Source organism: Seohaeicola sp. (genome assembly GCF_048006315.1).
GTDB lineage: Bacteria > Pseudomonadota > Alphaproteobacteria > Rhodobacterales > Rhodobacteraceae > Seohaeicola.
The window spans coordinates 168,420-190,726 of sequence record NZ_CP180350.1 but is presented as its reverse complement, the minus strand read 5'-3'; the positions used below and the strand labels follow the sequence as shown (position 1 = coordinate 190,726).

The 22,307-nt window shown below is 63.2% G+C and carries 23 protein-coding genes; 8 read left to right on the top strand and 15 right to left on the bottom strand.

Features of this window, described 5'->3' with window-relative positions; all coding sequences use genetic code 11:
• The first annotated feature begins 43 nt into the window (after positions 1-43).
• The 3 genes from ppk2 (at position 44) to ACMUJL_RS01085 (ending at position 2,438) form a co-directional block, all read left to right on the top strand.
• Positions 44-913, top strand: coding sequence for a polyphosphate kinase 2 (gene ppk2 / locus ACMUJL_RS01095; protein ID WP_375571065.1), 870 nt, complete (start codon positions 44-46; stop codon positions 911-913).
• On the top strand, positions 906-1,523 hold the full coding sequence (locus tag ACMUJL_RS01090) for a TetR/AcrR family transcriptional regulator (protein ID WP_068289884.1): 618 nt from the start codon (positions 906-908) through the stop codon (positions 1,521-1,523). Before ppk2 ends, ACMUJL_RS01090 begins: the two co-directional genes overlap by 8 nt.
• A gap of 273 nt (positions 1,524-1,796) precedes the next feature.
• Complete coding sequence (locus ACMUJL_RS01085; protein ID WP_416914080.1) at positions 1,797-2,438, top strand: hypothetical protein; 642 nt, start codon at positions 1,797-1,799, stop codon at positions 2,436-2,438.
• Positions 2,439-2,611: 173 nt separating this feature from the next.
• On the opposite strand, the gene rpsI is transcribed toward ACMUJL_RS01085, so the two are convergent.
• The 3 genes from rpsI to ACMUJL_RS01070 all read right to left on the bottom strand — a co-directional run bounded on the left by rpsI (position 2,612) and on the right by ACMUJL_RS01070 (position 4,149).
• A complete protein-coding gene (gene rpsI / locus ACMUJL_RS01080; RefSeq protein ID WP_068290199.1) occupies positions 2,612-3,100 on the bottom strand; it encodes a 30S ribosomal protein S9 in 489 nt (162 codons plus the stop codon).
• 2 nt (positions 3,101-3,102) lie between these two features.
• The gene (rplM, locus tag ACMUJL_RS01075; protein WP_068289886.1) at positions 3,103-3,564 is read right to left on the bottom strand and encodes a 50S ribosomal protein L13; all 462 of its coding nucleotides are present in this window, start codon (positions 3,562-3,564) and stop codon (positions 3,103-3,105) included.
• Positions 3,565-3,726: 162 nt separating this feature from the next.
• Positions 3,727-4,149 (bottom strand): PaaI family thioesterase, encoded by a 423-nt coding sequence (locus tag ACMUJL_RS01070; RefSeq protein WP_068289887.1) that lies wholly within the window; start codon positions 4,147-4,149, stop codon positions 3,727-3,729.
• A 58-nt stretch (positions 4,150-4,207) separates the two neighbouring features.
• Between ACMUJL_RS01070 and ACMUJL_RS01065 the strand changes: the two genes are divergently transcribed.
• The 3 genes from ACMUJL_RS01065 (at position 4,208) to gluQRS (ending at position 7,601) form a co-directional block, all read left to right on the top strand.
• Complete coding sequence (locus ACMUJL_RS01065; RefSeq protein ID WP_068289889.1) at positions 4,208-4,993, top strand: enoyl-CoA hydratase; 786 nt, start codon at positions 4,208-4,210, stop codon at positions 4,991-4,993.
• A 336-nt stretch (positions 4,994-5,329) separates the two neighbouring features.
• Positions 5,330-6,688 carry a methylenetetrahydrofolate--tRNA-(uracil(54)-C(5))-methyltransferase (FADH(2)-oxidizing) TrmFO gene (gene trmFO, locus ACMUJL_RS01060; protein ID WP_375571071.1) on the top strand — a complete coding sequence of 453 codons (1,359 nt, stop codon included), beginning with the start codon at positions 5,330-5,332 and terminating at the stop codon, positions 6,686-6,688.
• A gap of 43 nt (positions 6,689-6,731) precedes the next feature.
• On the top strand, positions 6,732-7,601 hold the full coding sequence (gene gluQRS, locus ACMUJL_RS01055) for a tRNA glutamyl-Q(34) synthetase GluQRS (protein ID WP_375571073.1): 870 nt from the start codon (positions 6,732-6,734) through the stop codon (positions 7,599-7,601).
• 40 nt (positions 7,602-7,641) lie between these two features.
• On the opposite strand, the gene hisI is transcribed toward gluQRS, so the two are convergent.
• A complete protein-coding gene (gene hisI, locus ACMUJL_RS01050; protein WP_068289895.1) occupies positions 7,642-8,004 on the bottom strand; it encodes a phosphoribosyl-AMP cyclohydrolase in 363 nt (120 codons plus the stop codon).
• 81 nt (positions 8,005-8,085) lie between these two features.
• Between hisI and ACMUJL_RS01045 the strand changes: the two genes are divergently transcribed.
• The gene (locus ACMUJL_RS01045; RefSeq protein WP_068289896.1) at positions 8,086-8,538 is read left to right on the top strand and encodes an iron-sulfur cluster assembly scaffold protein; all 453 of its coding nucleotides are present in this window, start codon (positions 8,086-8,088) and stop codon (positions 8,536-8,538) included.
• A 211-nt stretch (positions 8,539-8,749) separates the two neighbouring features.
• Here ACMUJL_RS01045 and ACMUJL_RS01040 read toward each other — a convergent pair whose 3' ends face one another.
• From ACMUJL_RS01040 to ACMUJL_RS01020, 5 genes are all read right to left on the bottom strand, one after another.
• The gene (locus ACMUJL_RS01040) at positions 8,750-8,872 is read right to left on the bottom strand and encodes a hypothetical protein (RefSeq protein WP_375571076.1); all 123 of its coding nucleotides are present in this window, start codon (positions 8,870-8,872) and stop codon (positions 8,750-8,752) included.
• A gap of 126 nt (positions 8,873-8,998) precedes the next feature.
• Positions 8,999-11,089, bottom strand: coding sequence for an ATP-dependent DNA helicase RecG (gene recG / locus ACMUJL_RS01035; protein ID WP_375571078.1), 2,091 nt, complete (start codon positions 11,087-11,089; stop codon positions 8,999-9,001).
• The gene (ligA, locus tag ACMUJL_RS01030) at positions 11,086-13,200 is read right to left on the bottom strand and encodes an NAD-dependent DNA ligase LigA (protein ID WP_416914434.1); all 2,115 of its coding nucleotides are present in this window, start codon (positions 13,198-13,200) and stop codon (positions 11,086-11,088) included. Before ligA ends, recG begins: the two co-directional genes overlap by 4 nt.
• Positions 13,201-13,387: 187 nt before the next feature.
• The gene (gene ctrA / locus ACMUJL_RS01025; protein WP_068289905.1) at positions 13,388-14,104 is read right to left on the bottom strand and encodes a response regulator transcription factor CtrA; all 717 of its coding nucleotides are present in this window, start codon (positions 14,102-14,104) and stop codon (positions 13,388-13,390) included.
• Positions 14,105-14,197: 93 nt separating this feature from the next.
• Positions 14,198-14,476 carry a DUF1153 domain-containing protein gene (locus ACMUJL_RS01020; protein WP_068289908.1) on the bottom strand — a complete coding sequence of 93 codons (279 nt, stop codon included), beginning with the start codon at positions 14,474-14,476 and terminating at the stop codon, positions 14,198-14,200.
• A 165-nt stretch (positions 14,477-14,641) separates the two neighbouring features.
• On the opposite strand from ACMUJL_RS01020, the gene mnmA reads away from it, so the two are divergent.
• Complete coding sequence (gene mnmA, locus ACMUJL_RS01015; RefSeq protein ID WP_375571081.1) at positions 14,642-15,784, top strand: tRNA 2-thiouridine(34) synthase MnmA; 1,143 nt, start codon at positions 14,642-14,644, stop codon at positions 15,782-15,784.
• 10 nt (positions 15,785-15,794) lie between these two features.
• Here mnmA and lpxB read toward each other — a convergent pair whose 3' ends face one another.
• The 6 genes from lpxB to bamA all read right to left on the bottom strand — a co-directional run bounded on the left by lpxB (position 15,795) and on the right by bamA (position 22,261).
• The gene (gene lpxB, locus ACMUJL_RS01010; protein ID WP_375571083.1) at positions 15,795-16,955 is read right to left on the bottom strand and encodes a lipid-A-disaccharide synthase; all 1,161 of its coding nucleotides are present in this window, start codon (positions 16,953-16,955) and stop codon (positions 15,795-15,797) included.
• The gene (locus ACMUJL_RS01005) at positions 16,952-17,839 is read right to left on the bottom strand and encodes an LpxI family protein (protein WP_375571085.1); all 888 of its coding nucleotides are present in this window, start codon (positions 17,837-17,839) and stop codon (positions 16,952-16,954) included. Before ACMUJL_RS01005 ends, lpxB begins: the two co-directional genes overlap by 4 nt.
• Entirely contained in the window at positions 17,839-18,624 is a 786-nt protein-coding gene (lpxA, locus tag ACMUJL_RS01000; RefSeq protein WP_375571087.1) for an acyl-ACP--UDP-N-acetylglucosamine O-acyltransferase, read from the bottom strand. The genes ACMUJL_RS01005 and lpxA overlap by 1 nt, the downstream gene beginning before the upstream one ends.
• Positions 18,625-18,627: 3 nt before the next feature.
• Positions 18,628-19,092 (bottom strand): 3-hydroxyacyl-ACP dehydratase FabZ, encoded by a 465-nt coding sequence (fabZ, locus tag ACMUJL_RS00995; RefSeq protein WP_068289927.1) that lies wholly within the window; start codon positions 19,090-19,092, stop codon positions 18,628-18,630.
• A gap of 146 nt (positions 19,093-19,238) precedes the next feature.
• Positions 19,239-19,850 (bottom strand): OmpH family outer membrane protein, encoded by a 612-nt coding sequence (locus tag ACMUJL_RS00990; RefSeq protein ID WP_068290205.1) that lies wholly within the window; start codon positions 19,848-19,850, stop codon positions 19,239-19,241.
• A 23-nt stretch (positions 19,851-19,873) separates the two neighbouring features.
• Positions 19,874-22,261, bottom strand: a complete 2,388-nt coding sequence (gene bamA, locus ACMUJL_RS00985; protein WP_416914079.1) for an outer membrane protein assembly factor BamA — start codon at positions 22,259-22,261, stop codon at positions 19,874-19,876.
• Between the last annotated feature and the right edge of the window lie 46 nt (positions 22,262-22,307).

The window sequence follows — 22,307 nt, the reverse complement described above, 5'->3', positions numbered from 1 at the left end:
GGCCGCTGGGCCATAGTCAGGCAAAACAAGGGGGTAGCCCGCCATGAGCCTGCCATTCGACGGCGCGATCAGCGATTTCTTCGAAAACCACGCGCCCGAACATCTGCGCCTTGCCATCCGTTCGGCCGACAAGGACGCGCTGATCAATCCCGATTACCCCTATCCCGCGGAAATGAGCGGCAAGGCCTATGACAAGCAGATGGAGGCGCTGCAGATCGAACTGGTCAAGATGCAGCACTGGGCGCGCGCCACGGGGGCACGGATCGCCATCATCTTCGAAGGGCGCGATGCCGCCGGCAAGGGCGGCACGATCGGGCGCTTCACCCAGAACCTCAACCCGCGCGGCGCGCGCGTGGTGGCCCTGTCCAAGCCGTCGGATACGGAAGTCACGCAATGGTATTTCCAGCGCTACATCGACCACCTGCCCGCCGGGGGCGAGATCGTGCTTTATGATCGCAGCTGGTACAATCGCGGCGTGGTCGAACATGTCTTCGGCTTTTGCACCGACAGCCAGCGCGAACATTTCTTCCGGCAGGTGCCCGAACTTGAGAACATGCTGGTGGATGAAGGGCTTCACCTGTTCAAGATCTGGCTGAACGTGGGCCGCGCCGAACAGCTGCGCCGCTTTCTGGCGCGCGAATCCGATCCGCTGAAACAATGGAAACTCAGCCGGATCGACGTGGATGGGTTGCACAAATGGGATGCCTATAGCGACGCGATCCGCGAAACCCTGCATCGCAGCCATTCCCGGGCCGCCCCCTGGACCATCGTGAAATCCGACGACAAGAAACGCGCGCGCCTGGCCGTGATCCGCCATGTCCTCGCGGCTCTGGATTACACGGGCAAGGATTCGGCGGCCATCGGTGCCACGGATCCTTCGATCTGCGGCGGGCCGGACCTTTGGGATGCGTAAACAGGGCTATCACCACGGGAACCTGCGCCAGGCCCTGGTGGATGCCGCGCTGGACCTGATCACGCGTCAGGGCCCGACCGGGTTTACCCTGTCAGAGGCCGCGAAACAGGCCGGCGTGACCCCGGCTGCCGTCTACCGCCACTTCGAGGGGCGCGAGGACCTGATCGCCGAAGCCGCGCGCCAGGGCTACGAGATCTTCGCCGAGGTGATGCAGGTCGCCTACGAGTCGGGCCAACCCTCGGCCCTGGCCGCATTCGAGGCGACAGGCCGCGCCTACCTGGCCTTTGCCCGCAAGTATCCCGGCCATTACATCGCGATGTTCGAAAGCAGCATCTCGGTCAATCGCACGCCGGATCTGGCGCAGGCCGCAGCGCGGGCGCGCGCCGTGCTGGAAACCGCCGCCTCCGAACTCAGCCAGCACATCCCGCCGGAAAAGCGTCCGCCCGCCAGCATGTTCTCGGCCCATATCTGGGCCATGTCGCATGGGGTCGTCGAACTCTTCGCGCGCAACTCGCCCGGAACGGCATCGCCCTTCCCGCCCGAGGATCTGCTTGAGTCGGGAATCGGCATCTACCTGCGCGGACTGGGCCTGATTGCGCCCGACAAATAGGCTGGCCTTACCGCGATTGCCCGTTATTCAGGCAAAGTCAGTCACGCTGACCTTTTCTCCTGCATCCCTCTGGACGTCATTTCTGCAACAGGATTATGACAGCTTAACAGGCAGTGCTGCACTGCCGCATAATCCAGATTGACAAAGGATGGATGCCGCCCAATAGATCCTCGTAATTGTTATATCATTACAAGAACAACCCTGCTGATTCAGGCAGGAAAACCTTACAAAACACTGAAACCCCAAAAGAAAACCAGACCGAAGGGACGAAAGATGAAATATATCCTTCTTGGCGCAGGCCTTGCCATGCTGCCGTTCGCTGCAACTGCACAGGTCAGCCTCTCGGGCGGCGCCGCCGTTGCCACCTCCTACGACCTGACGACCGACAGCAACTCCGAAGCGGATTACCCGCTGTCCTTCTACCTGCAGGCAGAAACCAACGGTTTCTACGGCCAGCTGTGGTTCGGCACCCTGCCCGGCGGTTCCGCACCGGACAAGGTAGAGATGGACGTGATCCTCGGCTACGGCACCGAACTGTCGAGCGGCCTGGGCATCGACCTGTCCTATTCGGCCTATTTCCTGGACGACTCGGGCTATGACGAAGCGGAAGTGATCGCTGCGATCTCCTATGGCCTGTCCGACAGCCTGAGCGGCTCGCTCGCCGTCGGCTACCTTGTCGAAAGCGAAGATTCCTACATCGAAGCCGGTGTGGATTATGCGCTGACCGGTGATTGGTCGCTGCAGGCCCTGCTCGGCACCAACTCGTCCGACGTGATCTATTACGAACTCGGCGTCACCTATGCCATCTCTGACGAAGTGGCCTTCAACATCCTCTATGAAGATGACGACACGACCGGCAATGACGGTCTCATCACCTTCACCATGAGCTACGATTTCTCGCTTTCGGGCAACTGATCCGCGCCCTCGGTACAGACCCGTGAGAGGGGCGTCCTTTGGACGCCCCTTTTTTATGGCCCATAGGTGATTGCAGACAGGCGTCCGTGCCCCTGTTCCGGTCGATACACCACGCTGGCCAAAGAAAAAGGGCCACCCGAGGGCAGCCCTTTTCGAAATCCTGTAAGCCCGTATCAGCGCTTGGAGAACTGGAAGCTCTTGCGCGCCTTGGCCTTGCCGTACTTCTTCCGCTCAACCACGCGGCTGTCGCGGGTCAGGAAGCCAGCGGCCTTGAGGGCTGCACGCAGGCTGGGATCGTACAGCTGCAGCGCCTTCGAGATGCCGTGCTTGACCGCACCAGCCTGACCGGACAGACCGCCGCCGGCCACGGTGGCCATGACGTCGAACTGATCGGTGACACCGGCGATGGTGAACGGCTGGCGCAGGATCATCTGCAGCACCGGGCGCGCGAAATAGGCAGCCATTTCCTTGCCGTTCACGGTGACCTTGCCGGAACCCGGCTTGATCCAGACGCGGGCAACCGCGTCCTTCCGCTTGCCGGTCGCATAGGAACGGCCCAGCGAGTCGCGAACGGGTTCACGGGGGGCGGCAACCTCAACAGGTGCTGCGGCAGCACCGGTGGCGGCGCCCAGCTCTTCGAGGGAATTGATCTGATCAGCCATCATTACACCCGCGTATTCTTGGAGTTCATGGATTTCACATCCAGCACTTCAGGCGCCTGCGCCTCGTGCGGATGGGCGGCACCGGCATAGACGCGCAGGTTGGTCATGACCTGGCGCGACAGCTTGTTGCCGGGCAGCATGCGCTTGACGGCGGCGGTCACCACACGCTCGGGGTGCGCGCCTTCAAGGATCTGCGCCGCAGTGCGGTGCTTGATCCCGCCGGGGTGGCCGGTGTGCCAGTAGTATTTCTTCTCGGCGCGCTTCTTGCCGGTCATCTGCACCTTGTCGGCGTTGATGATGATCACGTTGTCACCCATATCCATATGGGGCGTGAAGGACGGCTTGTGCTTGCCGCGCAGGCGCATGGCGACGATCGAGGCAAGACGGCCCAGAACAACGCCCTCGGCGTCGATCAGGATCCATTTCTTGTCGATATCCGCCGGAGTAGCAGAAAAGGTTTTCATTGCGGGGTTACCCTTGTTCAGTTCGGGACAGAACCGATCAGGGCCTGTCCAATGCGATTGCGGGGTTATATCCGCCCGCAACGCATAGTCAAGCGCCCCTTTCTGCTATTAATCAAGCCAAATCAATGGCTTGCAAAATAGGTATCTGAATACCCCACATTTTTAGCCCTTCGGAGGGATCGAATAGGTCATCGAGGCCCGCGCCACCGGTTCATCCATCCCTTCCGAGAACAGCAGCACATCCCCCACCGCCAGCACGCGACCCAGCTTGAGCAACCGGCATTTGGCGATCAGGTCCACCCCGGCACCGGGCTTGCGCATGAAATCCATGCTGGAATTCGTGGTGACCGCCAGCGCCTTGGGCCCGATCATCGCCATGATCGCCAGATAGATCGCGACATCCGCCAGTCCGAACATCGACGGCCCCGAGATGGTGCCGCCCGGGCGCAGATGCCGCTCGCCCACGTTCAGGCGCACGGTTATCTCCATCGGCGCAACATCCATGATCGTGAAATCCTCGGCCACCTGCGGGAACACGTCCTTGATGAATGTCTGCAGCTCCTCGCGCGTCATCTTCAACGCCATGCTTGTTCTCCCTTTACAGTTGCGCCTAGAGTTGGACGGAACATCGCGGGAGGACAAGATGGCTTTGCTGGAACGTAACGACACGGGCGCGGTCGCGCATCTTCGGATGAACGCCCCCGAAAAGCTGAACGCGTTGTCTGACGCCATGCTGGCGGCGCTGCAATCCGAATTCGATCGGCTGGCAGAGGATCGCGCCATTCGCGCCATCGTGCTGTCTGGCGAGGGCAAGGCCTTCTGTGCGGGCCATGACCTAAAGGAAATGACGGCAGGCCGTCAGGCCGAAGACGGCGGCAAGGCCTATTTCAAGAATCTCTTCGATCGCTGCGCCAGAATGATGACCTCGATCCAGCGCCTGCCCCAGCCGGTCATTGCGCAGGTCCACGGCATCGCCACCGCGGCCGGTTGCCAGTTGGTCGCCAGCTGCGACATGGCCGTGGCGGCGGAAGGCACGCGCTTTGGCGTCAACGGGGTGAACATCGGGCTGTTCTGCTCGACCCCGATGGTGGCGCTGACCCGCAACATCCCGCGCAAGCAGGCCTTCGAGATGCTGACTACGGGCCAGTTCATTCCCGCCACCCGCGCCGAGGCGCTGGGTCTGGTCAATCGCGTGGTCCCGCCCGAGTCCCTCGCACAGGAAACCGCCGCACTGGCAGGCATGGTGGCCGACAAGCTGGGCGCGGCCGTCAAGATCGGCAAGCAGGCGTTCTACAACCAGATCGGCATGCCGATCGACCAGGCCTATGACTACACCGGCGACGTGATGGTGCAGAACATGCTCTATCGCGACACGGCCGAGGGAATCAGCGCCTTTCTGGAAAAGCGCCACCCCGACTGGACCCAATAGGCGGATGCGCAGGCAGGGCTTTGCCGACCATCGGCGAGGCCTTGCCGATCAAGACGTCATTCTGGCAAATTTGGGTAAATGTTTCCCATTTGGTGCCCCATATTTTCCGCATTTGCCACTTGGCTGCCGCAATCTTCGCTGATACTTCGGTCACAGATGATGGAAACATCGTCCAACTGAAACGGGTGTGGGTCACCTCCGGCAGTTTCCCTCCAGGTCAGCCTCTCTCTGACCGCCGAAACATGAAACGGGTGACCCACTCGACCCTCCTCCTTCCTGCAATGCACCGATGCCATGCCCCTTTTCAAAAGGCGGCGCTTGGCCTAGATCAGCGGCATGGACAAAACCTTACATATCATCGGCGGCGGCATGGCCGGATCGGAAGCAGCCTGGCAGGCCGCCAACATGGGGCTGCAGGTGGTCATCCACGAAATGCGGCCCAAGGTGGCAACCTTTGCGCATCGGACCGGCCATCTGGCCGAGATGGTCTGTTCCAACTCTTTCCGGTCGGATGATGACGAACAGAACGCCGTGGGCCTGCTGCATTGGGAAATGCGGGCGGCTGACGGGTTGATCATGCAGATGGCCCAAAAGCACCGCCTGCCCGCCGGTGGCGCGCTGGCCGTGGATCGTGATCCTTTCGCGGAATCGGTAACGGCTGCGCTGATGGCCCACCCCAATGTCACCGTCGATTATACCGAAATCACCGAACTGCCCGACAGCGGCCACTGGATCATCGCCACAGGCCCCCTGACCAGCGAGGGTCTGGGTCGCGCCATCGCTGCCGAGACCGGGACCGATGCACTGGCCTTCTTCGATGCCATCGCGCCCATTGTCTATGCCGACAGTATCGACATGTCCGTCGCATGGGAGCAGTCGCGCTATGACAAGGGCGAAACCGAAGCCGAACAGAAGGCCTATATCAACTGCCCCATGACCAGGGACCAGTACGAGGCTTTCATCGACGCGCTGCTGGCTGCCGACAAGACCGAGTTTCACGAGGGCGAGACGGCCGGCTACTTCGATGGCTGCCTGCCGATCGAGGTCATGGCCGAACGTGGCCGCGAGACCCTGCGCTTCGGCCCGATGAAGCCAGTGGGCCTGACCAATCCGCATCAGCCCGATCTGAAACCCTATGCCGTGGTGCAGCTGCGCCGCGACAATGCGCTTGGTACGCTCTACAACATCGTGGGCTTCCAGACCAAGATGAAGTATGGCGCACAAACCGCTGTTTTCAAGATGATACCCGGCCTTCAGGATGCCAGCTTTGCGCGTCTTGGCGGCATCCACCGCAACACATTCATCAACTCGCCCACGCTGCTGGACGATCAGATGCGCCTGCGCTCGCGCCCGCATATCCGTTTTGCCGGACAGATCACCGGCGTCGAAGGCTATGTGGAAAGCGCGGCCATGGGTCTGCTTGCGGGGCGCATGGCCGCCGCCGAAATCCTGGGCCAGCCGCTGATCAGCCCGCCACAGGACAGCGCCATGGGCGCCTTGATCCACCACATCACCGGCGGGGCCGAGGCCAAGACCTTTCAGCCGATGAACGTGAACTTCGGCCTGTTCCGCCCGATCGACGGGTTGAAGGGTGGCAGACGCGGCCGCAAGGATCGCTACAAGGCCTATACCGACCGCGCCAAAGCGGCATGGACCGCATGGCTTGACGGCAGCAACGCCATGGCCGCACAATAGCGGCCAAGGCATCCCACATCAGGAACGACCTGCAACCCCCTGAATGAAAATAAAGGTCATCACCCGATTTGCGCCGTCGCCGACCGGCCCCCTGCATCTGGGTCATGCCTATGCCGCGGTTGTGGCCCATGACATGGCCCGTGCCGCGAGCGGTGATTTCCTGCTGCGGATCGAGGATATCGACCAGACCCGCGCCCGCCCCGAATGGGAAGCCCTGATCAAAGAGGACCTTCTGTGGCTGGGCCTTCGCTGGGATGGTCCGATCATGCGCCAGTCCGACCGCATGCCCGCCTATCGCACCGCCCTGCGCGACCTCTGGGCGCGCGGGCTGATCTATGACTGCCATTGCACACGCCGCGACATCGCCGAGGCCGCATCAGCCCCGCAGGAAGGCGCGACACCCCTGATCGGACCCGATGGTCTGATCTATCCGGGCACCTGCAGGCGCGACCATGACGGGTCCGGCACGCTGCCGGGCGCCGCCTTGCGCCTGAACATGCGCCGCGCGCTCGACAGCCTGACGCACCCCCTGTCCTTTGCCGAGACAGGCGCCGGCCCCGACGGGCAAAGCGGCGTACAAGCATTTGATCCCGAATATCTTCTTGCCAATATCGGCGATGTGGTTCTGGCCCGGCGCGACATGGGCACATCCTATCACCTGGCTGTGGTGCTCGATGATGCGGCGCAGCAGGTCACCCATGTGACGCGCGGTGCCGACCTGTTCGAGGCCACCCCAATCCATGTCCTGTTGCAACACCTGCTGGGCCTGCCGACACCGGTCTATCATCATCACCGGCTGATCCGGGATGATCAGGGCAAGCGCCTGGCCAAGCGTGACGATGCGCGCGCCATCGCGACCTATCGCGCCGAAGGCAAGACCCCGGATCAGGTCCGCGGGCTGATCGGCGTGTGAAGATCGACAGCCAATACCCTGTAAAAAATAGTAAAACGCTTCACCCAGCCATGGGATGCATCAGCTCGACCTCGACCCCGTCGCGCACCGCCGTGTAGAAACAGCTGCGCCGGTTCGTATGGCAGGCCGGTCCCGTCTGACGCACGCGCACCAGCAGGCAATCACGGTCGCAATCCACGCGCAGATCAACCAGCTCCTGCCGGTGACCGCTGCTTTCCCCCTTGATCCAGAAGGATTGCCGCGACCGGCTCCAATAGGTGACATGGCCGGTCTGCAGGGTACGCGCGACAGCCTCGGCATTCATCCAGGCCATCATCAGGATCTCATCCGTCGCATCGTCCTGCGCAATCGCCGGGATCAGCCCCGCGTCGTTGTAAACCAGTGTTGCAGGATCGAAAGTCATGGTAAAACTCTTTGCTTCGGACGGGTTGAGGCCTATTTAGGGGCAAGAGACCAAAAGGGAAAGCGTCGAAAGGACCAGGGCATGAGCAGCGACACCGATCTGATCAAGCTGTACTCCTCGCGTATTCTGGCCCTGGCGGCCGATATTCCGCATACCGCGCGGCTGGCGCATCCTGATGCCACGGTCAAGCGGCGCTCGCCGCTCTGCGGGTCCACGGTCACGGTGGATGTGGTGCTCAAGGATGGCAGGATCGCGGAATATGCGCAGGACGTGAAGGCCTGCGCCCTTGGGCAGGCCGCCGCGGCCGTGGTGGGCCATGCCGTCATCGGCTGCGACCGCGCCCAGATCGAGGTGGCGCTTGAGGGCCTCAAGGCGATGCTGAAATCCGACGGCCCCACCCCGGATGCGCCCTTCGAAGGGCTTGAGGTGCTGCGCCCCGCCCGCGAGTACAAGAACCGTCACGCCTCGATCCTGCTGGCGCTTGAGGCGACCGCCCAGGCCGTGGCCGAGGCCGAACAGGCCCACTGCGCCTGACACCCTGATCCCGATAAAAAAACCGCCGCACTTCCAGTCTGGAAGGCGGCGGAAAGTGGCGTGTCCTGTTTGGGCGGGGCAATACGTCAGGGCTGGGGATAGCCCTGAATTGTGTCGGAACAGGCAGTATCCGTCAGGCAGGCATCAGATTGGGACAGGGATGCCGCATGCCACCGGATCAGGACCGCAGGCAGAAACTGGAAAAATCCTTTCAGGAAAAGGTGGGAAGGTGCAGGCCGACCACCAGGATCACCATCAGCGCCATGGCGCCGATCGCATCCGACAGCAGCGTGTCACGGGAACGTTCGATGACGTTTTTGATCTGTGCGAGCATCGGTCTGACCTTTCAACTGGGCTATCTGGTGTCTTGTTTCTCTTTTGTTCTCATATTCTTTACCGCCTGTAAAGAACTTTATGAGAACATTTGAGAACAAAACAGCATTTTTTCGAAAAACGGGGGTCAACCCACGGAAATCAGCCGTATCGCCTGGTCCTGCTCCATCAACCACAAAAGCACCCGCGCCGCCTTGCCGCGTGCGCTGTCCAGCGTGGGATCGTCCGCCATCAGCTTGCGCGCATCGCTTTGTGCAACCGCCATCAGGGCCGCTTGCCGTTCCAGATCGGCCACCCTGAACCGTGGCAGACCCGATTGCGCGGTGCCGATCAGATCACCGGCCCCGCGCATTTCCAGATCAGTTTCGGCGATACGAAAACCGTCTTCGGTATCGCGCAGGGTCGTCAGGCGGCGTTCGGCGGTTTCGGACAGGGGCGCGCGATACAGCAAAAGGCAGGTCGACGCGCCCGCCCCACGGCCCACGCGACCGCGCAACTGGTGCAATTGCGCCAGCCCGAAGATCTCGGCCTGCTCGATCACCATGATCGTGGCATTGGGCACGTTCACCCCCACCTCGATCACCGTGGTGGCCACCAGAACCGCGACTCGGCCCGACTGGAATGCGGCCATGGCCGCGTCCTTGTCGGTCGCGGGCATCTGCCCGTGCACCAGTCCGACATTCCCCTCACCCAGAACAGCGCGCAAATGCTTGAAACGCTCTTCGGCGGCGGTCAAGTCGACAACCTCGCTCTCATCCACCAGCGGGCAGACCCAATAGGCCTGCCGCCCCTCGAGGATCGCGCGCCGCAGGTGGCTGACCACCTCGTCCATCCGCGCGCTGGACACCATGGCGGTCTTGATCGGCTGGCGGCCGGGCGGTTTTTCATCCAGCACCGACACATCCATGTCCCCGTATTGGGCCAGCGCCAAAGATCGCGGGATCGGGGTCGCCGTCATCACCAGCACGTCGGCCGCCTCGCCCTTGCGGCCCAGTTCCAGCCGCTGGCGCACGCCAAAGCGATGCTGTTCATCCACGACCGCAAGCCGCAGATCGGCAAATTCCACGTCTTTCTGAAAGACGGCATGCGTGCCCACAAGGATCCTGATATCGCCACGCGCCAGCGCTTCAAGCTTGCTGCGCCGGTCCGCGCCCTTGTCGCGCCCGGTCAGGATCTCAAGCGTCACGCCAGCCGCCTCGGCCATCGGGCGCAGGCTTTCCAGGTGCTGACGGGCCAGGATTTCAGTCGGGGCCATCATCACGCCCTGCCCGCCCGCTTCAACGGCAACCAGCAGCGCCAAGAACGCCACCAGCGTCTTGCCCGCGCCGACATCACCCTGCAGAAGGCGGTTCATCCGCTGCGGCACGGCCATATCGCGCGCGATCTCTTCGATGGCGCGCAGTTGCGCACCCGTCGGCGCATAGGGAAGTGCCGCCAGAACGCGCTGCTGCAACTGCCCGGTCCCATGACTTTCGCGTCCCTTGGCCCGCCGCAGACGGGCCCGCGCCAGGGCCAGCGTGATCTGATGGGCCATCATTTCATCATAGGCCAGCCTTTCGCGCGCCGGTGCCGTCGCCGCAAGATCCTCAGACCGGGCGGGCCCATGCGCCGCGCGCACGGCATCGGCCCAATCAGGCCATCCGGCGCGCTGCTTCTGGGCAGGGTCGATCCATTCCGCAAGCGCGGGAAGGCGCGTCAGGGCGGATTGCGCCGCCTTGAACATCTGCTTCTGGGTAACCCCGGATGTCAGCGGATAGACGGGTTCGAAGGCGGGGATGTCTCCGGCCTCTTCGGGGCGCAGGACATGATCGGGATGGACCATCTGCGCGATCCCGTCAAACAGCTCGACCCGGCCCGACACAACGCGTCTTTGCCCGCTAGGCAATTGTTTTTGCAGGTAATCCCCGCGCGCATGAAAGAACACCAGCTGGAACGAGGTCGCCGCATCCTCGACCACGATCCGATAGGCCCCCGACTTGGTGCGCGCCGGCATGTGCTTGCCGATCTCCACCTCGACGGTGACGACCTGCGGCAGGACCGCATCACGCACCGAGGCCCGGCGCGCGCGATCCACCCCGGAATGCGGCAGGGTGAAGATCAGGTCGCGCGGCCGCGTGATCTGCAGATGCTCCAGAAGTTGCGCGGTCTTGGGCCCGACACCTTCCAGCGTCTCGATCCCGGCGAAAAGCGGGAAAAGGATCTCGGGCCGCCCGCTCATGTCGCGCCGATCAGGCTCAACCAGCCGTCTTCATCCAGGGTTTCGATCCCCAGGCCCTGCGCCTTCCTGGCCTTGGATCCCGCCCCCGGACCGGCCACGAGGATGTCGGTCTTGGCACTGACCGAACCAGCCACCTTGGCGCCCAGGGCTTCGGCGCGGGCCTTGGCCTCGGCGCGCGTCATCTTTTCCAATGTGCCGGTGAAGACGACGGTCTTGCCGGCGATCGGGCTGCCCTCGGCCACGATGCGCGTTGCATCCTGCACCTCCAGCTGCGCGACAAGCCGGTCGATACTGGCGCGCTCGCCTTCGGGCGAGAAGGCCGTGACCAGGGCCTTGGCCATGACCTGCCCGACCCCGTCGATGGACATCAGCTCGTCCCAGTCTGCGCCAGCCAGCCCCACGGCCCCGTCCATCGCAGACAGAAAGGTGTTCCAGGTGATGTAATGACCGGCGATCAGGTTCGAGGCCGCTTCGCCGACATGGCGAATGCCAAGTGCGAACAGCAACCGCCCGAACGGTATTTTTCTCTTATCATCAATAGCCTGAAACAGGTTATTCGCGCTTTTTTCACCCCAGCCCTCACGATTTTTCAGGCGGGCCAGATTACGCGCGTCGCGCTGCTGCAGGGTGAAGATATCCGCAGGCTCACGGATCGCCAGCTGGTCATCATGATAGAACATCTCGACCTGCCTGGCCCCCAGGCCTTCGATGTCGAATGCACCCCTGCTGACGAAATGCTTCAATTTTTCCACGGCTTGCGCGGGACAAACAAGGCCACCGGTGCAGCGGCGCACGGCGTCCCCCTCCTCGCGGATGGCAATGGACCCGCATTCGGGGCAATGGTCCGGGAACACGAAGGGCACGGCATCGGCGGGACGTTTGGACAGATCGACATCGGCGATCTTGGGGATCACATCGCCCGCGCGGTAGACCTGAACCCAATCGCCGACGCGAATGTCCTTGCCCTCGCGGATTCGGTTGCCGCGCGCATCGCGCCCGGCGATGTAATCCTCGTTATGCAGGGTCGCATTCGACACGACGACCCCCCCCACCGTTACAGGCGTCAACCGCGCAACCGGCGACAGCGCACCGGTACGGCCAACCTGGATGTCGATCCCTTCAAGCCGGGTCCAGGCCAGCTCGGCCGGAAACTTGTGCGCGATGGCCCAACGCGGCGTGGTCGACCGGAACCCCAACCGTGCCTGCAAGGCAAGGTCATTCACCTTGTAGACGACACCATCGATGTCATAGCCCAGCGTGGCGCGCCGCGCCTCGATCGCGCGGTAGTGGATCAGCATCTCGTCCGGTCCCTGGCACAGGCGCGTCAGGTCATTCGTGACGAATCCCAGCGCGGCCAACCGGTCGATCGCGCCCATCTGCGTATCGGCGAGCGGTTCGGAGACAGCGCCCCATCCATAGGCAAAGAACCGCAGGGGCCGCGCACGGGTGATCGCGGCATCAAGCTGGCGCAGAGACCCGGCCGCCGCATTGCGCGGGTTGGCGAAGGTCTTGCCCCCGATGTCCGCCTGCCGCGCATTCAGCGCCGCGAAATCGGCATGGCTCATGTAGACCTCGCCCCGCACTTCCAGAAGCGCGGGCGCCCCTGTCAGCCGCGCGGGAATATCCGCGATGGTGCGCGCATTTTCGGTGACATTTTCGCCCACCTCGCCATCACCGCGCGTGGCCGCCTGCACCAGCACGCCGTTTTCGTAACGCAGGGAAAGGCTCAGACCGTCGATCTTCGGCTCTGCGGTATAGGCCAGATCGGCCTGACCGAGGTTCAGGTACTTGCGGATATAGTCATCGAATTCGGTGATTTCTTCGTCTTCGAAAGCATTGCCAAGCGACAACATCCGCACCGCATGGGTGATCTTGCCAAACCCGTCGGCCAAGCGGGCACCGACCTGGTCGCTGGGACTGTCGGCGCGCTTGAGCTGCGGAAACAGCGCCTCGATCCGGCTGTTGCGCTGCTTGAGCCGGTCATAGTCCGCGTCCGAGATTTCGGGCGCATCCTGCTGATGATAGGCGATATTGGCGGCCCCGATCAGCGCGGCCAGACGGGCCAGCTCTGCCTCCGCCTCGGCGGCGCTCAGCTCTTCCGGGGCGCGCATCTCAGCCGCAGTCGTCCCTGTCGCGTTACCGGTCTTGTCGGTCACCTTTGCCCCCCGTCACAAGGCTGCTTCACAGCCGAAGTGATAGGGTGGCTTGCCGTCAAGGTCCAGTCCGCCAATGCGCGCGCGCGGCAACCCATGCGACGCAGGCCCCATGACGAGGACACGAAACGCAAGGTGTCGCGCGTCAGGCGCCTACGGCCAGCCGGTGGTCGCCCATCGTGGCAGGATCGGGATCACGCAGGACATAGCCGCGCCCCCAGACCGTTTCGATGTAATTGTCCCCGCCCGTGGCCACGGCCAGTTTCTTGCGCAGCTTGCAGATGAAGACATCGATGATCTTGAGCTCGGGCTCATCCATGCCGCCGTAAAGATGGTTCAGAAACATCTCCTTGGTCAGCGTCGTGCCCTTGCGCAGGCTCAGAAGTTCCAGCATCTGGTATTCCTTGCCGGTCAGGTGCACGCCCTTGCCGTTCACATCCACGGTCTTGGCATCAAGGTTCACGCTGATCTTGCCGGTGCGGATCACCGATTGGGAATGCCCCTTTGACCGGCGGATGATGGCATGGATGCGCGCGACAAGTTCTTCACGGTGGAAAGGCTTGGTCAGGTAATCATCGGCGCCAAAACCGAAGCCCTTGATCTTGTTGTCCGTGTCGTCATCCCCGGACAGGATCAGGATCGGGGTTTCGACCCGTGCCAGGCGCAATTGGCGCAACACCTCGTGCCCGTGCATGTCCGGCAATCCCAGGTCGAGCAGGATCAGATCGTAGTCATAGAGCTTGGCAAGATCGATCCCCTCCTCGCCCAGGTCCGTCGTATAGACGTTCAGATTGGCATGGGTCAGCATCATCTCGATGCTTTTCGACGTCGTAGGATCATCTTCAACCAGCAGCACTCGCATACATACACTCCGTCAAGGGTCTCGATCACGGACGACCCTGACCAAAAATAGTTAATTCACGGTTACCCAACATCTCGAATTTAGCACCCCAACCTAAAGTTGTCGATATTTTTGCGTCGCTGTCGCCCGCAGGGCAGCAACACCATGGTCGCGGATGGCACGCAGCCAACCCTCGAATTCGTCATCACTCAGCCCGTAGCGTTCCAGCGCCTCGGCCCTTGAAATCAACCCACTGAGCACGCCGCGCACCACCGCGGCCTTGCGGCTGGCCACCCAGCGGCGCGTGTCGGGCGGGGGCAGATCGGCGCGCGTCATCACCGATCCGTCAGGAAGCGTCACCGCACGCGGACCATCGATCTTTTTGAGATACATGCCTGTTTTTCCATTCATGCCGCATCAATGCGGCAGAGCGTTTAACAGCAGGTGAAACAGGGGGTTGAGAGTATCTTGGATTTTCCTATATTCTCGCAGACTTTCCGGGGGCCGCGCGAAATCCCCGCCCCCCTCCTGCCACCGCGCCAGACCAAGGAGGCCATGATGGCCCTCGACACCGATCATCCGCTGAACTCGCTGGGCTTTTCCAAGCCGCCCTCGCAAACCCGTGTGGTGGTGGCGATGTCGGGTGGCGTGGACAGTTCCGTGGTTGCGGCACAACTGGCCGAAGAAGGCTATGACGTGGTCGGCGTGACCCTGCAGCTTTACGACCATGGCGCGGCCCAGGCCAAGAAAGGTGCATGCTGCGCGGGCCTTGATATCCACGATGCCCGCCGCGTCGCCGAGACCATGGGTTTTCCCCATTACGTGCTGGATTATGAAAACGTCTTCAAGGACGCGGTGATCGACGAATTCGCCGACAGCTACCTGGCCGGGGCCACACCCGTGCCCTGCATCCGCTGCAACGAGCGGGTGAAGTTCAAGGACCTGCTGGAAACCGCCCGCGACCTCGAGGCGGATTGCATGGCCACGGGCCACTATATCCAGCGCAAGATGGGCGCGAAGGGTCCCGAATTGCATGCCGCGGCGGATGCCGCCCGCGATCAAAGCTATTTCCTGTTCTCGACCACGGCAGAGCAGCTGGATTACCTGCGCTTTCCGCTGGGCCACCTGACCTCGAAGGCGGAAACACGGGCGCTGGCGGCGCGTTACGGCCTGCCCGTGGCCGACAAGCCCGACAGCCAGGACATCTGCTTTGTGCCCAATGGCAACTATGCCGCCGTGATCGAAAAGCTGCGCCCCGGCGCCGCCGAACCCGGCGAGATCGTCGATGTGGATGGGCGCGTTCTGGGCACGCACAAGGGTGTCATCCATTACACCATCGGCCAGCGCCGGGGTCTGGGCATCGGTGGCCTGGAAGACCCGCTGTACGTGGTCAAGCTGGACGTGGACGCCAAGCGCGTCATCGTCGGTCCGAAAGACATGCTTTCCACCCGCGTCGTGCCCCTGCGCGAGATCAACTGGCTGGGCGATGCCCCCTTCGACAGCGCCGCCGAATGGCATGTGGCGGTCAAGGTCCGTTCGACCCGCCCCCCGCGCGAGGCGGTGATCCGCCCGCTGTCGGCCACCACGGCCACGGTCGAATTGCTGACACCCGAAGAAGGCGTGTCACCGGGCCAGGCCTGTGTCTTCTACGATCCCGCCAGCACCCGCGTTCTGGGTGGCGGCTGGATCTGGAAGGGCTGATCCCGCCCTGTCACCGACCGGCGGGCAGCCTGTCGATGATCGCCTGCGCCGCGCGCAGACCCGGCGCCGTGCCGCCCTTGCCCAGACGCTCCATCGTCAGGCGCATCGCGTCGATCTGGCTGCCCGGCGCGCGCATCACCTTGTCCAGCGCATCGGCGATCGCCGCGGGCGTGCAATAGCGCCCCAGGCATTCCGGCACGCTGCGCGTATCCGACACCAGATTGACCAGCGTGACCGTATCGATCCTGAGCATCCGACCGATCAGAAACCGGCTGACCGGGTTCATGTCATAGGCGATCACCATCGGCGTATCCGCCGCCGCCAGTTCCAGCGAGACAGTGCCGGAGGCCGCAAGCGCAATATCCGCCGCGCGAAAAGCCGACCTTTTTTCAGCAACATAGGCATCGCTGCTCATGTCGCGGGGATCAAGGACAAGGGGCGCGACGGGCCAGTCACCGACCAGGTCCCGCACATGCTCCGTCACGTTGGCGGTGGTCGGCACCACAACCCGCATGCCCGGATGGTCCTGCATCATGCGCCCCAAAGCCGCGCCGAAACGCGGGGCAAGGCGCGCCACCTCGCCGCGTCGCGAGCCGGGCAGCGCCAACAGCAGCGGCGCCTCGCCGATCCCGTGACGCGCGCGGAAATCACGCGCATCAGCTTTGGTCGCCCGGGGTTCGGCCACAACCGGATGGCCCACGAAATCGCAATCCATGCCTGCGGCTTCCATGTAAGGCGGCTCGAACGGCAGCAGCGCCAGCACATGATCGATGACGCGCGCCATCTTGGCCGCGCGCCCCGGACGCCAGGCCCAGACCGACGGCGCCACGTAATGCACGGTGCGGATATCGCTTTCGGCCTTTACCAGCCTTGCGACACGCAGGCAGAAATCGGGGCTGTCGATGGTCACCAGCACATCGGGGCGCGCCGCGATCACCGCTGCGGCCGTCTGCGCAATGCGCCGTTTCAGATGCAGGTATTTCGGCAGCACCTCGGCCAGGCCCATGATGCTCAACTCGTCCATGGGAAAAAGGCTGTCCATCCCCTCGGCCTGCATCATCGGCCCACCGACACCGGAAAAACTGGGCGTTGTCAGCTGCTTGAGGCCCGACATCAAGGCAGCCCCCAGCTTGTCGCCCGAGGCTTCGCCCGCGATCAGGAACACCTTCATGCGGCCCGCACCCAAAGAAACATCCCCTTGTCATCAAGGATACGCAGAACCGCCGGCAGATCCAGAACAAGAACGCCGCCGGCTTCGATCACGATCCCGTCCAGCCCGGCATCGGCGGCGCGCATCGCGGTGCCGGGGCCGATGGTGGGCAGATCGACACGGCGATCCTGACCGGGCTTGGGGGCCTTGTAGAGGATGGCGCCGTCGTGATCCGCGGCGTCGCGCCCGCCAAGCCAATCCAGCGCGCTGGTCGCGGCATCTGTAAGCGCGTTGAAACCCCATGTCAGCGGATCGGGATCACTGTCCCCGGTCGCACCCGATCCAAGCCGCGCCAGCATCGCATCGGTGCCATCCGCACCTTCGCGGGCCAGAACGTCACCGCGCCGGATCACGCAGGCCTGCCCCTGGTCGGCGCGGCCCATCTCGGCGATGGTGGCCTTGCCCAGACGGGCGGGTCCCTGATGCTGCGGACCGGGCCGCGCGCGTGTGGGAATGCCCTCGGACAGCAGCAGATCGGGGCAGATCTCATGCGCGGCGCGCAGGGTGAATCCCGCCTCTTCGAACAGCGCGATCACCACGCGCAGCGCGCCATCGTCGCCCTGCCCCAGCGCCTGCATCATGCGCGGCACAAGTGGCATGGTCGCCGCGTCGATCATCGCGGGGTCCAGCGCAGGTCTGCCGATGGCACCGGCCATGCAGATATCGCTAACGCCCCGCGCCTTGAGATCGGCAATGAAACTGCCAAGACGCTCCACGCGAAAGGTGATGTCAGGTGTCAGGTGATCGGGGGCGAACCCCTCCAGCGCCGCGACCAGCACAGGGGCACCATGGGCGGCCACGATGTGCCCCGGCAATTGCCCCCGCCCTGCGATCAGCGCCAGCATCAGCCCGGCGTCAGAAAGGACCGGTCGGACCCGGCGGTTACGAAATCGACGATCTGGCGCACGTATTCGCTTTGGGTATCATCGCCAAGACGGCGCGCACGGTCCTGAAACGCGCCCTCGCCCTGTGCCAGCATCTGAAACGCCGCCCGCAACGCCGTGATATCGGCGCGCGGTACGCCGCGACGCTTCAGCCCCACAAGGTTCAACCCGTCCAGCACGCCACGCGGCGCCTGTACAAGCCCGTAGGGGATGACGTCATTGGTGACCATGGTGACCGCCCCGATGATGGCGCCCTGCCCGATGCGCACCCATTGATGCACCCCCGACAGCCCGCCGATGATCACGTCATCCTCGATGATGCAATGCCCCGCGAGGGCCGCGTTGTTCACCACGATCACCCGGTTGCCGATCTGCACGTCATGGGCCACATGGCTGCCCGCCATGAACAACCCGTCATCGCCGACGCGGGTGATGCCGCCGCCGCCTTCGGTGCCGGTGTTTATCGTCACATGTTCGCGGATACGGTTGCGCGCACCGATGATCAGGCGCGTATCTTCACCCTTGAATTTCAGATCCTGCGGAATGCCCCCGACCACCGCGAAGGGATGGATCTGGGTCTTTTCGCCGATATCGGTCTGGCCGGACACGACCACATGGCTGTGCAGATGCACCCCATCGGCAAGACGGACCTGCGGGCCGATATGGCAGAACGGCCCGATCGAGACATTCGCGCCGATCTGCGCGCCGTCCTCGATGATGGCGGAAGGGTGGATCCGGCTGGACATCGGTTACTCCTTGGGCAGATCCATCATGGCGGTGAACTCGCATTCCGCCGCCATCTCTCCGTCAACCTCGGCCACGCCCTTGAAGCGCCAGACCTTGCCGCCGGGTTTGCCGCGCAGCGTGGTCAACGTCATGCGCAGCACATCGCCGGGCACCACCTTGCGGCGGAACTTGCAGCCGTCGATCGCCATGAAATAGACCAGCAGTTCCTTGTCGGCCATGTCCAGCGCCACGCCAACCATCACGGCGGCGGTCTGGGCCATCGCCTCGACGATGGTGACACCCGGCATGATCGGGTTTCCGGGGAAGTGCCCCTGGAAATGCGGCTCGTTCATGGACACGTTCTTGATCCCCACGGCCGAGGACGTGCCGTCGATATCGATCACCTTGTCCACCAGCAGGAACGGGTAGCGATGCGGCAGAATCCGCTGGATCATCAGGATATCGGCGCTTTTCAAAGGCTCAGTCATCTGCCCCCCGGGGTCTTGCTTTCTGGTTCATCTGTTCCGGCAAGCAGGCGACCGATCCGACCCCTTCAGGCCCATGGGCCTGCCCGGCCATGCATCTCGTGTCTGTCAGTAACAATTCGCCCCCGCAGGAGCAAGCGCATCGCGGGTCAGTCGCCTTTCGGCGCGGCTGGTGCCACTTGCGGCGGAACCGCGGTATCGGTGCCATCACCGATGCTGTCGTTGATCCTGCGGATCGCCTCATCCGTCACGTCGATGGCACTGCGGCTCATCACGACGCTGCGCGGGTCGATGATCACCACCGCGCCCGCGTCGATCATCAACTGCTCCAGCACCGGGCGCGCCGCGGCGATGAACTGGCGCTGCGCCTCTTCGGTGCGCTGGGCAAGGGCCCGTGCCTTGGCGGTCTGTTCGGTCCTGATCCGCTGCACCTTGGTATCAAAGGCATCGGCCAGCGCGCGGAACGCCTCGGGGCTCATCGCGGGGCGGCGTTGGGTCAGATCCTTCTCTTCGGCCTCAAGCTCGGATTCGATCCTGCGATTCTCGACTTCAAGCCGCGCCCCGTCGGCTTGCAACGCCGCATCGAAGCGCCGCCCGAAGGCAGAGGCCGCAAACATGCGATCCTGATCAAGGGACAGGATCGGGCTGCGGATCAGCTGGCTTTCCTGTGCCGGCGCAGGCCCGCCAACAGGCAGGCACAGCGCGATCACACAGGCGCAGATCGCCCGCCATCCGGCCTGTCGACGATCAGCAATACCCATCGCGCCACGCCACCGGGGCCACATCAGAACCGCGTCGAGATGGTCAGGTTGAATTTCTGCTCATCGTCGAAATCTTCTTTCTGAAGCGCTTTCGAGAAGTTGAAACGCAACGGCCCGATCACCGAATCCCAGAAGATCGAGACGCCCACCACATGCCGCAGCGAGAAATCGTCATAGATCGTATTGGCATTGGTCAGATCCAGATCCCAGACCGAGCCGACATCATAGAACAGACCGCCACGGATCCCGTATTCCTCGGGCAGGCCCAGCGGGAACTCGGCCTCAAGCTTGGCCACGGCATAGACATTGCCGCCAAGCGCGTCATTCACCTCGACGGCGCCACCGGCGGCGGTGCGCACCTCGCGCGGGCCGATCCCGTCGGGGGTGAAGCCGCGCATGATCGAGCCGCCGATCAGGAAACGATCGGTCACCCGGCTGGTTCCCGAAGTGAAGTTCAGCATGCCGCCTTCCAGCGTCGCGCGCAGCGTCACCTCGTCATTCAGGATCGAGGTCTGCGCCTGTGCGCGCGCGGTCGTCTTGACATAGGTGCTGTCACCGCCCAGCCCGGCGAATTCCTGGCCGAACTGCAGCAGGATGCCCGCATCCGGGTTCAGGCCGCTGCGGCGGTTGTCAAAGCTGTAGGTATAGCCAAGCGCGCTGCTCCAGAGTTGCCCCTGATCCGCTTCATCGGCAAGCAGCGTCCCTGTGAATTCGTAGTTGCTGATCTCGACGCTTTCGACCTTGTAGAAGGCGCGCAACCGGCCGCCCGCACTGACCGGAAAGGTCAGGCCGGGGCTGAAACGCGCAACGGCCGTGTCGTAATTCGCGAAGGAATTGTTGGTCTCGCGGTAGCCCAGTTCAAGATCCAGCGCCAGGTCGCGGCCCAGCAGGGCTGGTTCGGTAAAGCGGATCTCGTAGGTCTGGTTTTCCGCGGCGCCCGAGAAATCAAGCTGCAGACGTTGCCCGCGGCCAAGGAAGTTGGATTCGCTGAAGCTGGCGATCAGCGCGAAGCCACCGTTGGTGCCATAGGCACCACCGAAGGACAGGCTGCCGGTGGGCTGTTCCTCGACTTCCACATCCACGATCACCTGATCCGGCGAGCTGCCTTCGCGCGCATTCACGCGCGCATCGCTGAAGAACCCCAGCGCGCGGATCCTCTCGGCGCTTTCGCGAATTTCACGCGGGTTGAAGGGGTCGCCCTCGACCACGCGGAACTGGCGCCGGACCACACGATCCAGGGTCGTGGCATTGCCTTCGATGTCGATGCGTTCCACGAAAATGCGCGGCCCGCGCACCATCGCGAATTCGACGTCAAGGGTCAGATCACGCTCGTTGCGCACGATCCGGGGTTCGACGCGCACGAAATTCAGGCCCTTCTGAATCGCAAGACGCTCCAGCCGGGCGATATTGTCCTCGACGATCATGGGCGAATAGACACCGCCCGCCCGCACATTCAGCGCCTCGCGGAATTCATCGGGGTTCACATCGGGCAGATCCGTCGTGGCCGTGATCTCGCCGAAGCGGAATTGCTGGCCTTCCTCGACGTTGAAGGTGACGAAAAACCCGTCCCGCTCCCGGGCCAGTTGACTGTTCACCGCCGTGGTGCGGAAATCCACATAGCCGCGCGAGAAATAGAAATCCTGCAGCACCTGCTTGTCGAACTCGATCCGGTCAGCCACGAAGGTATCCCGCTGGATCAGCGCCCGCAGCAGGCCCGCCTGCTTGGTTTCCAGAACGCGGCGCAGACGCGAATCCGAGAAGACACGGTTGCCGACGAAACCGATCCGCTCGATCTCGACCAGACCGCCTTCGAATATTTCGAACACAAGGTCCACGCGATTGTCCGAACGGCGGATGATCCGCGGATTGACCGACGCGGCAAGGCGGCCTGCCTGCGCATAGGCATCCGCAATGGCAGATGCATCGCGTTCCGCAGTCGACGGGTTGAAGACGCGCCGCGACTGCGACTGGACCACCGTTTCCAGCACCTCGGTCTTCAGGCGGCGATTCCCCTCGAAGCTGATCTGGTTGATCGTCGGAAACTCGGTCACGCTGATCACCAGCGTGTTGCCGCGCGGCTCCAGCGTGACCTCTTCGAACAGGCCGGACGCCAGGATGCGCTGATAGGCATCGTTCAGTTCGGCCGCCGACACAGTCTGGCCGCGCGCGATCCCGGCATAGTTGAGAATCGTTGCCAACTCGATCCGCTGGTTCCCGTCGATCTGGACGGAACTGAAACTGAAAGACTGCGCCCAGGCGGGTGCTGCGGGAATCGTTCCCAATGTCAGGCCTGCCACCAGAATTGGCGCAATCCATCCCGAAACGCGCCCTCGCGCGGCAGTCTGCCCCTTGCGGAAAGAAATACCGTCCCTGCTGCGAACGCGGCGCCGCCCACCCATCTCATTGGTCATCGGTCAACCCAGTCATGCATTTATGTTGACCAAGTGAGTATCGGCA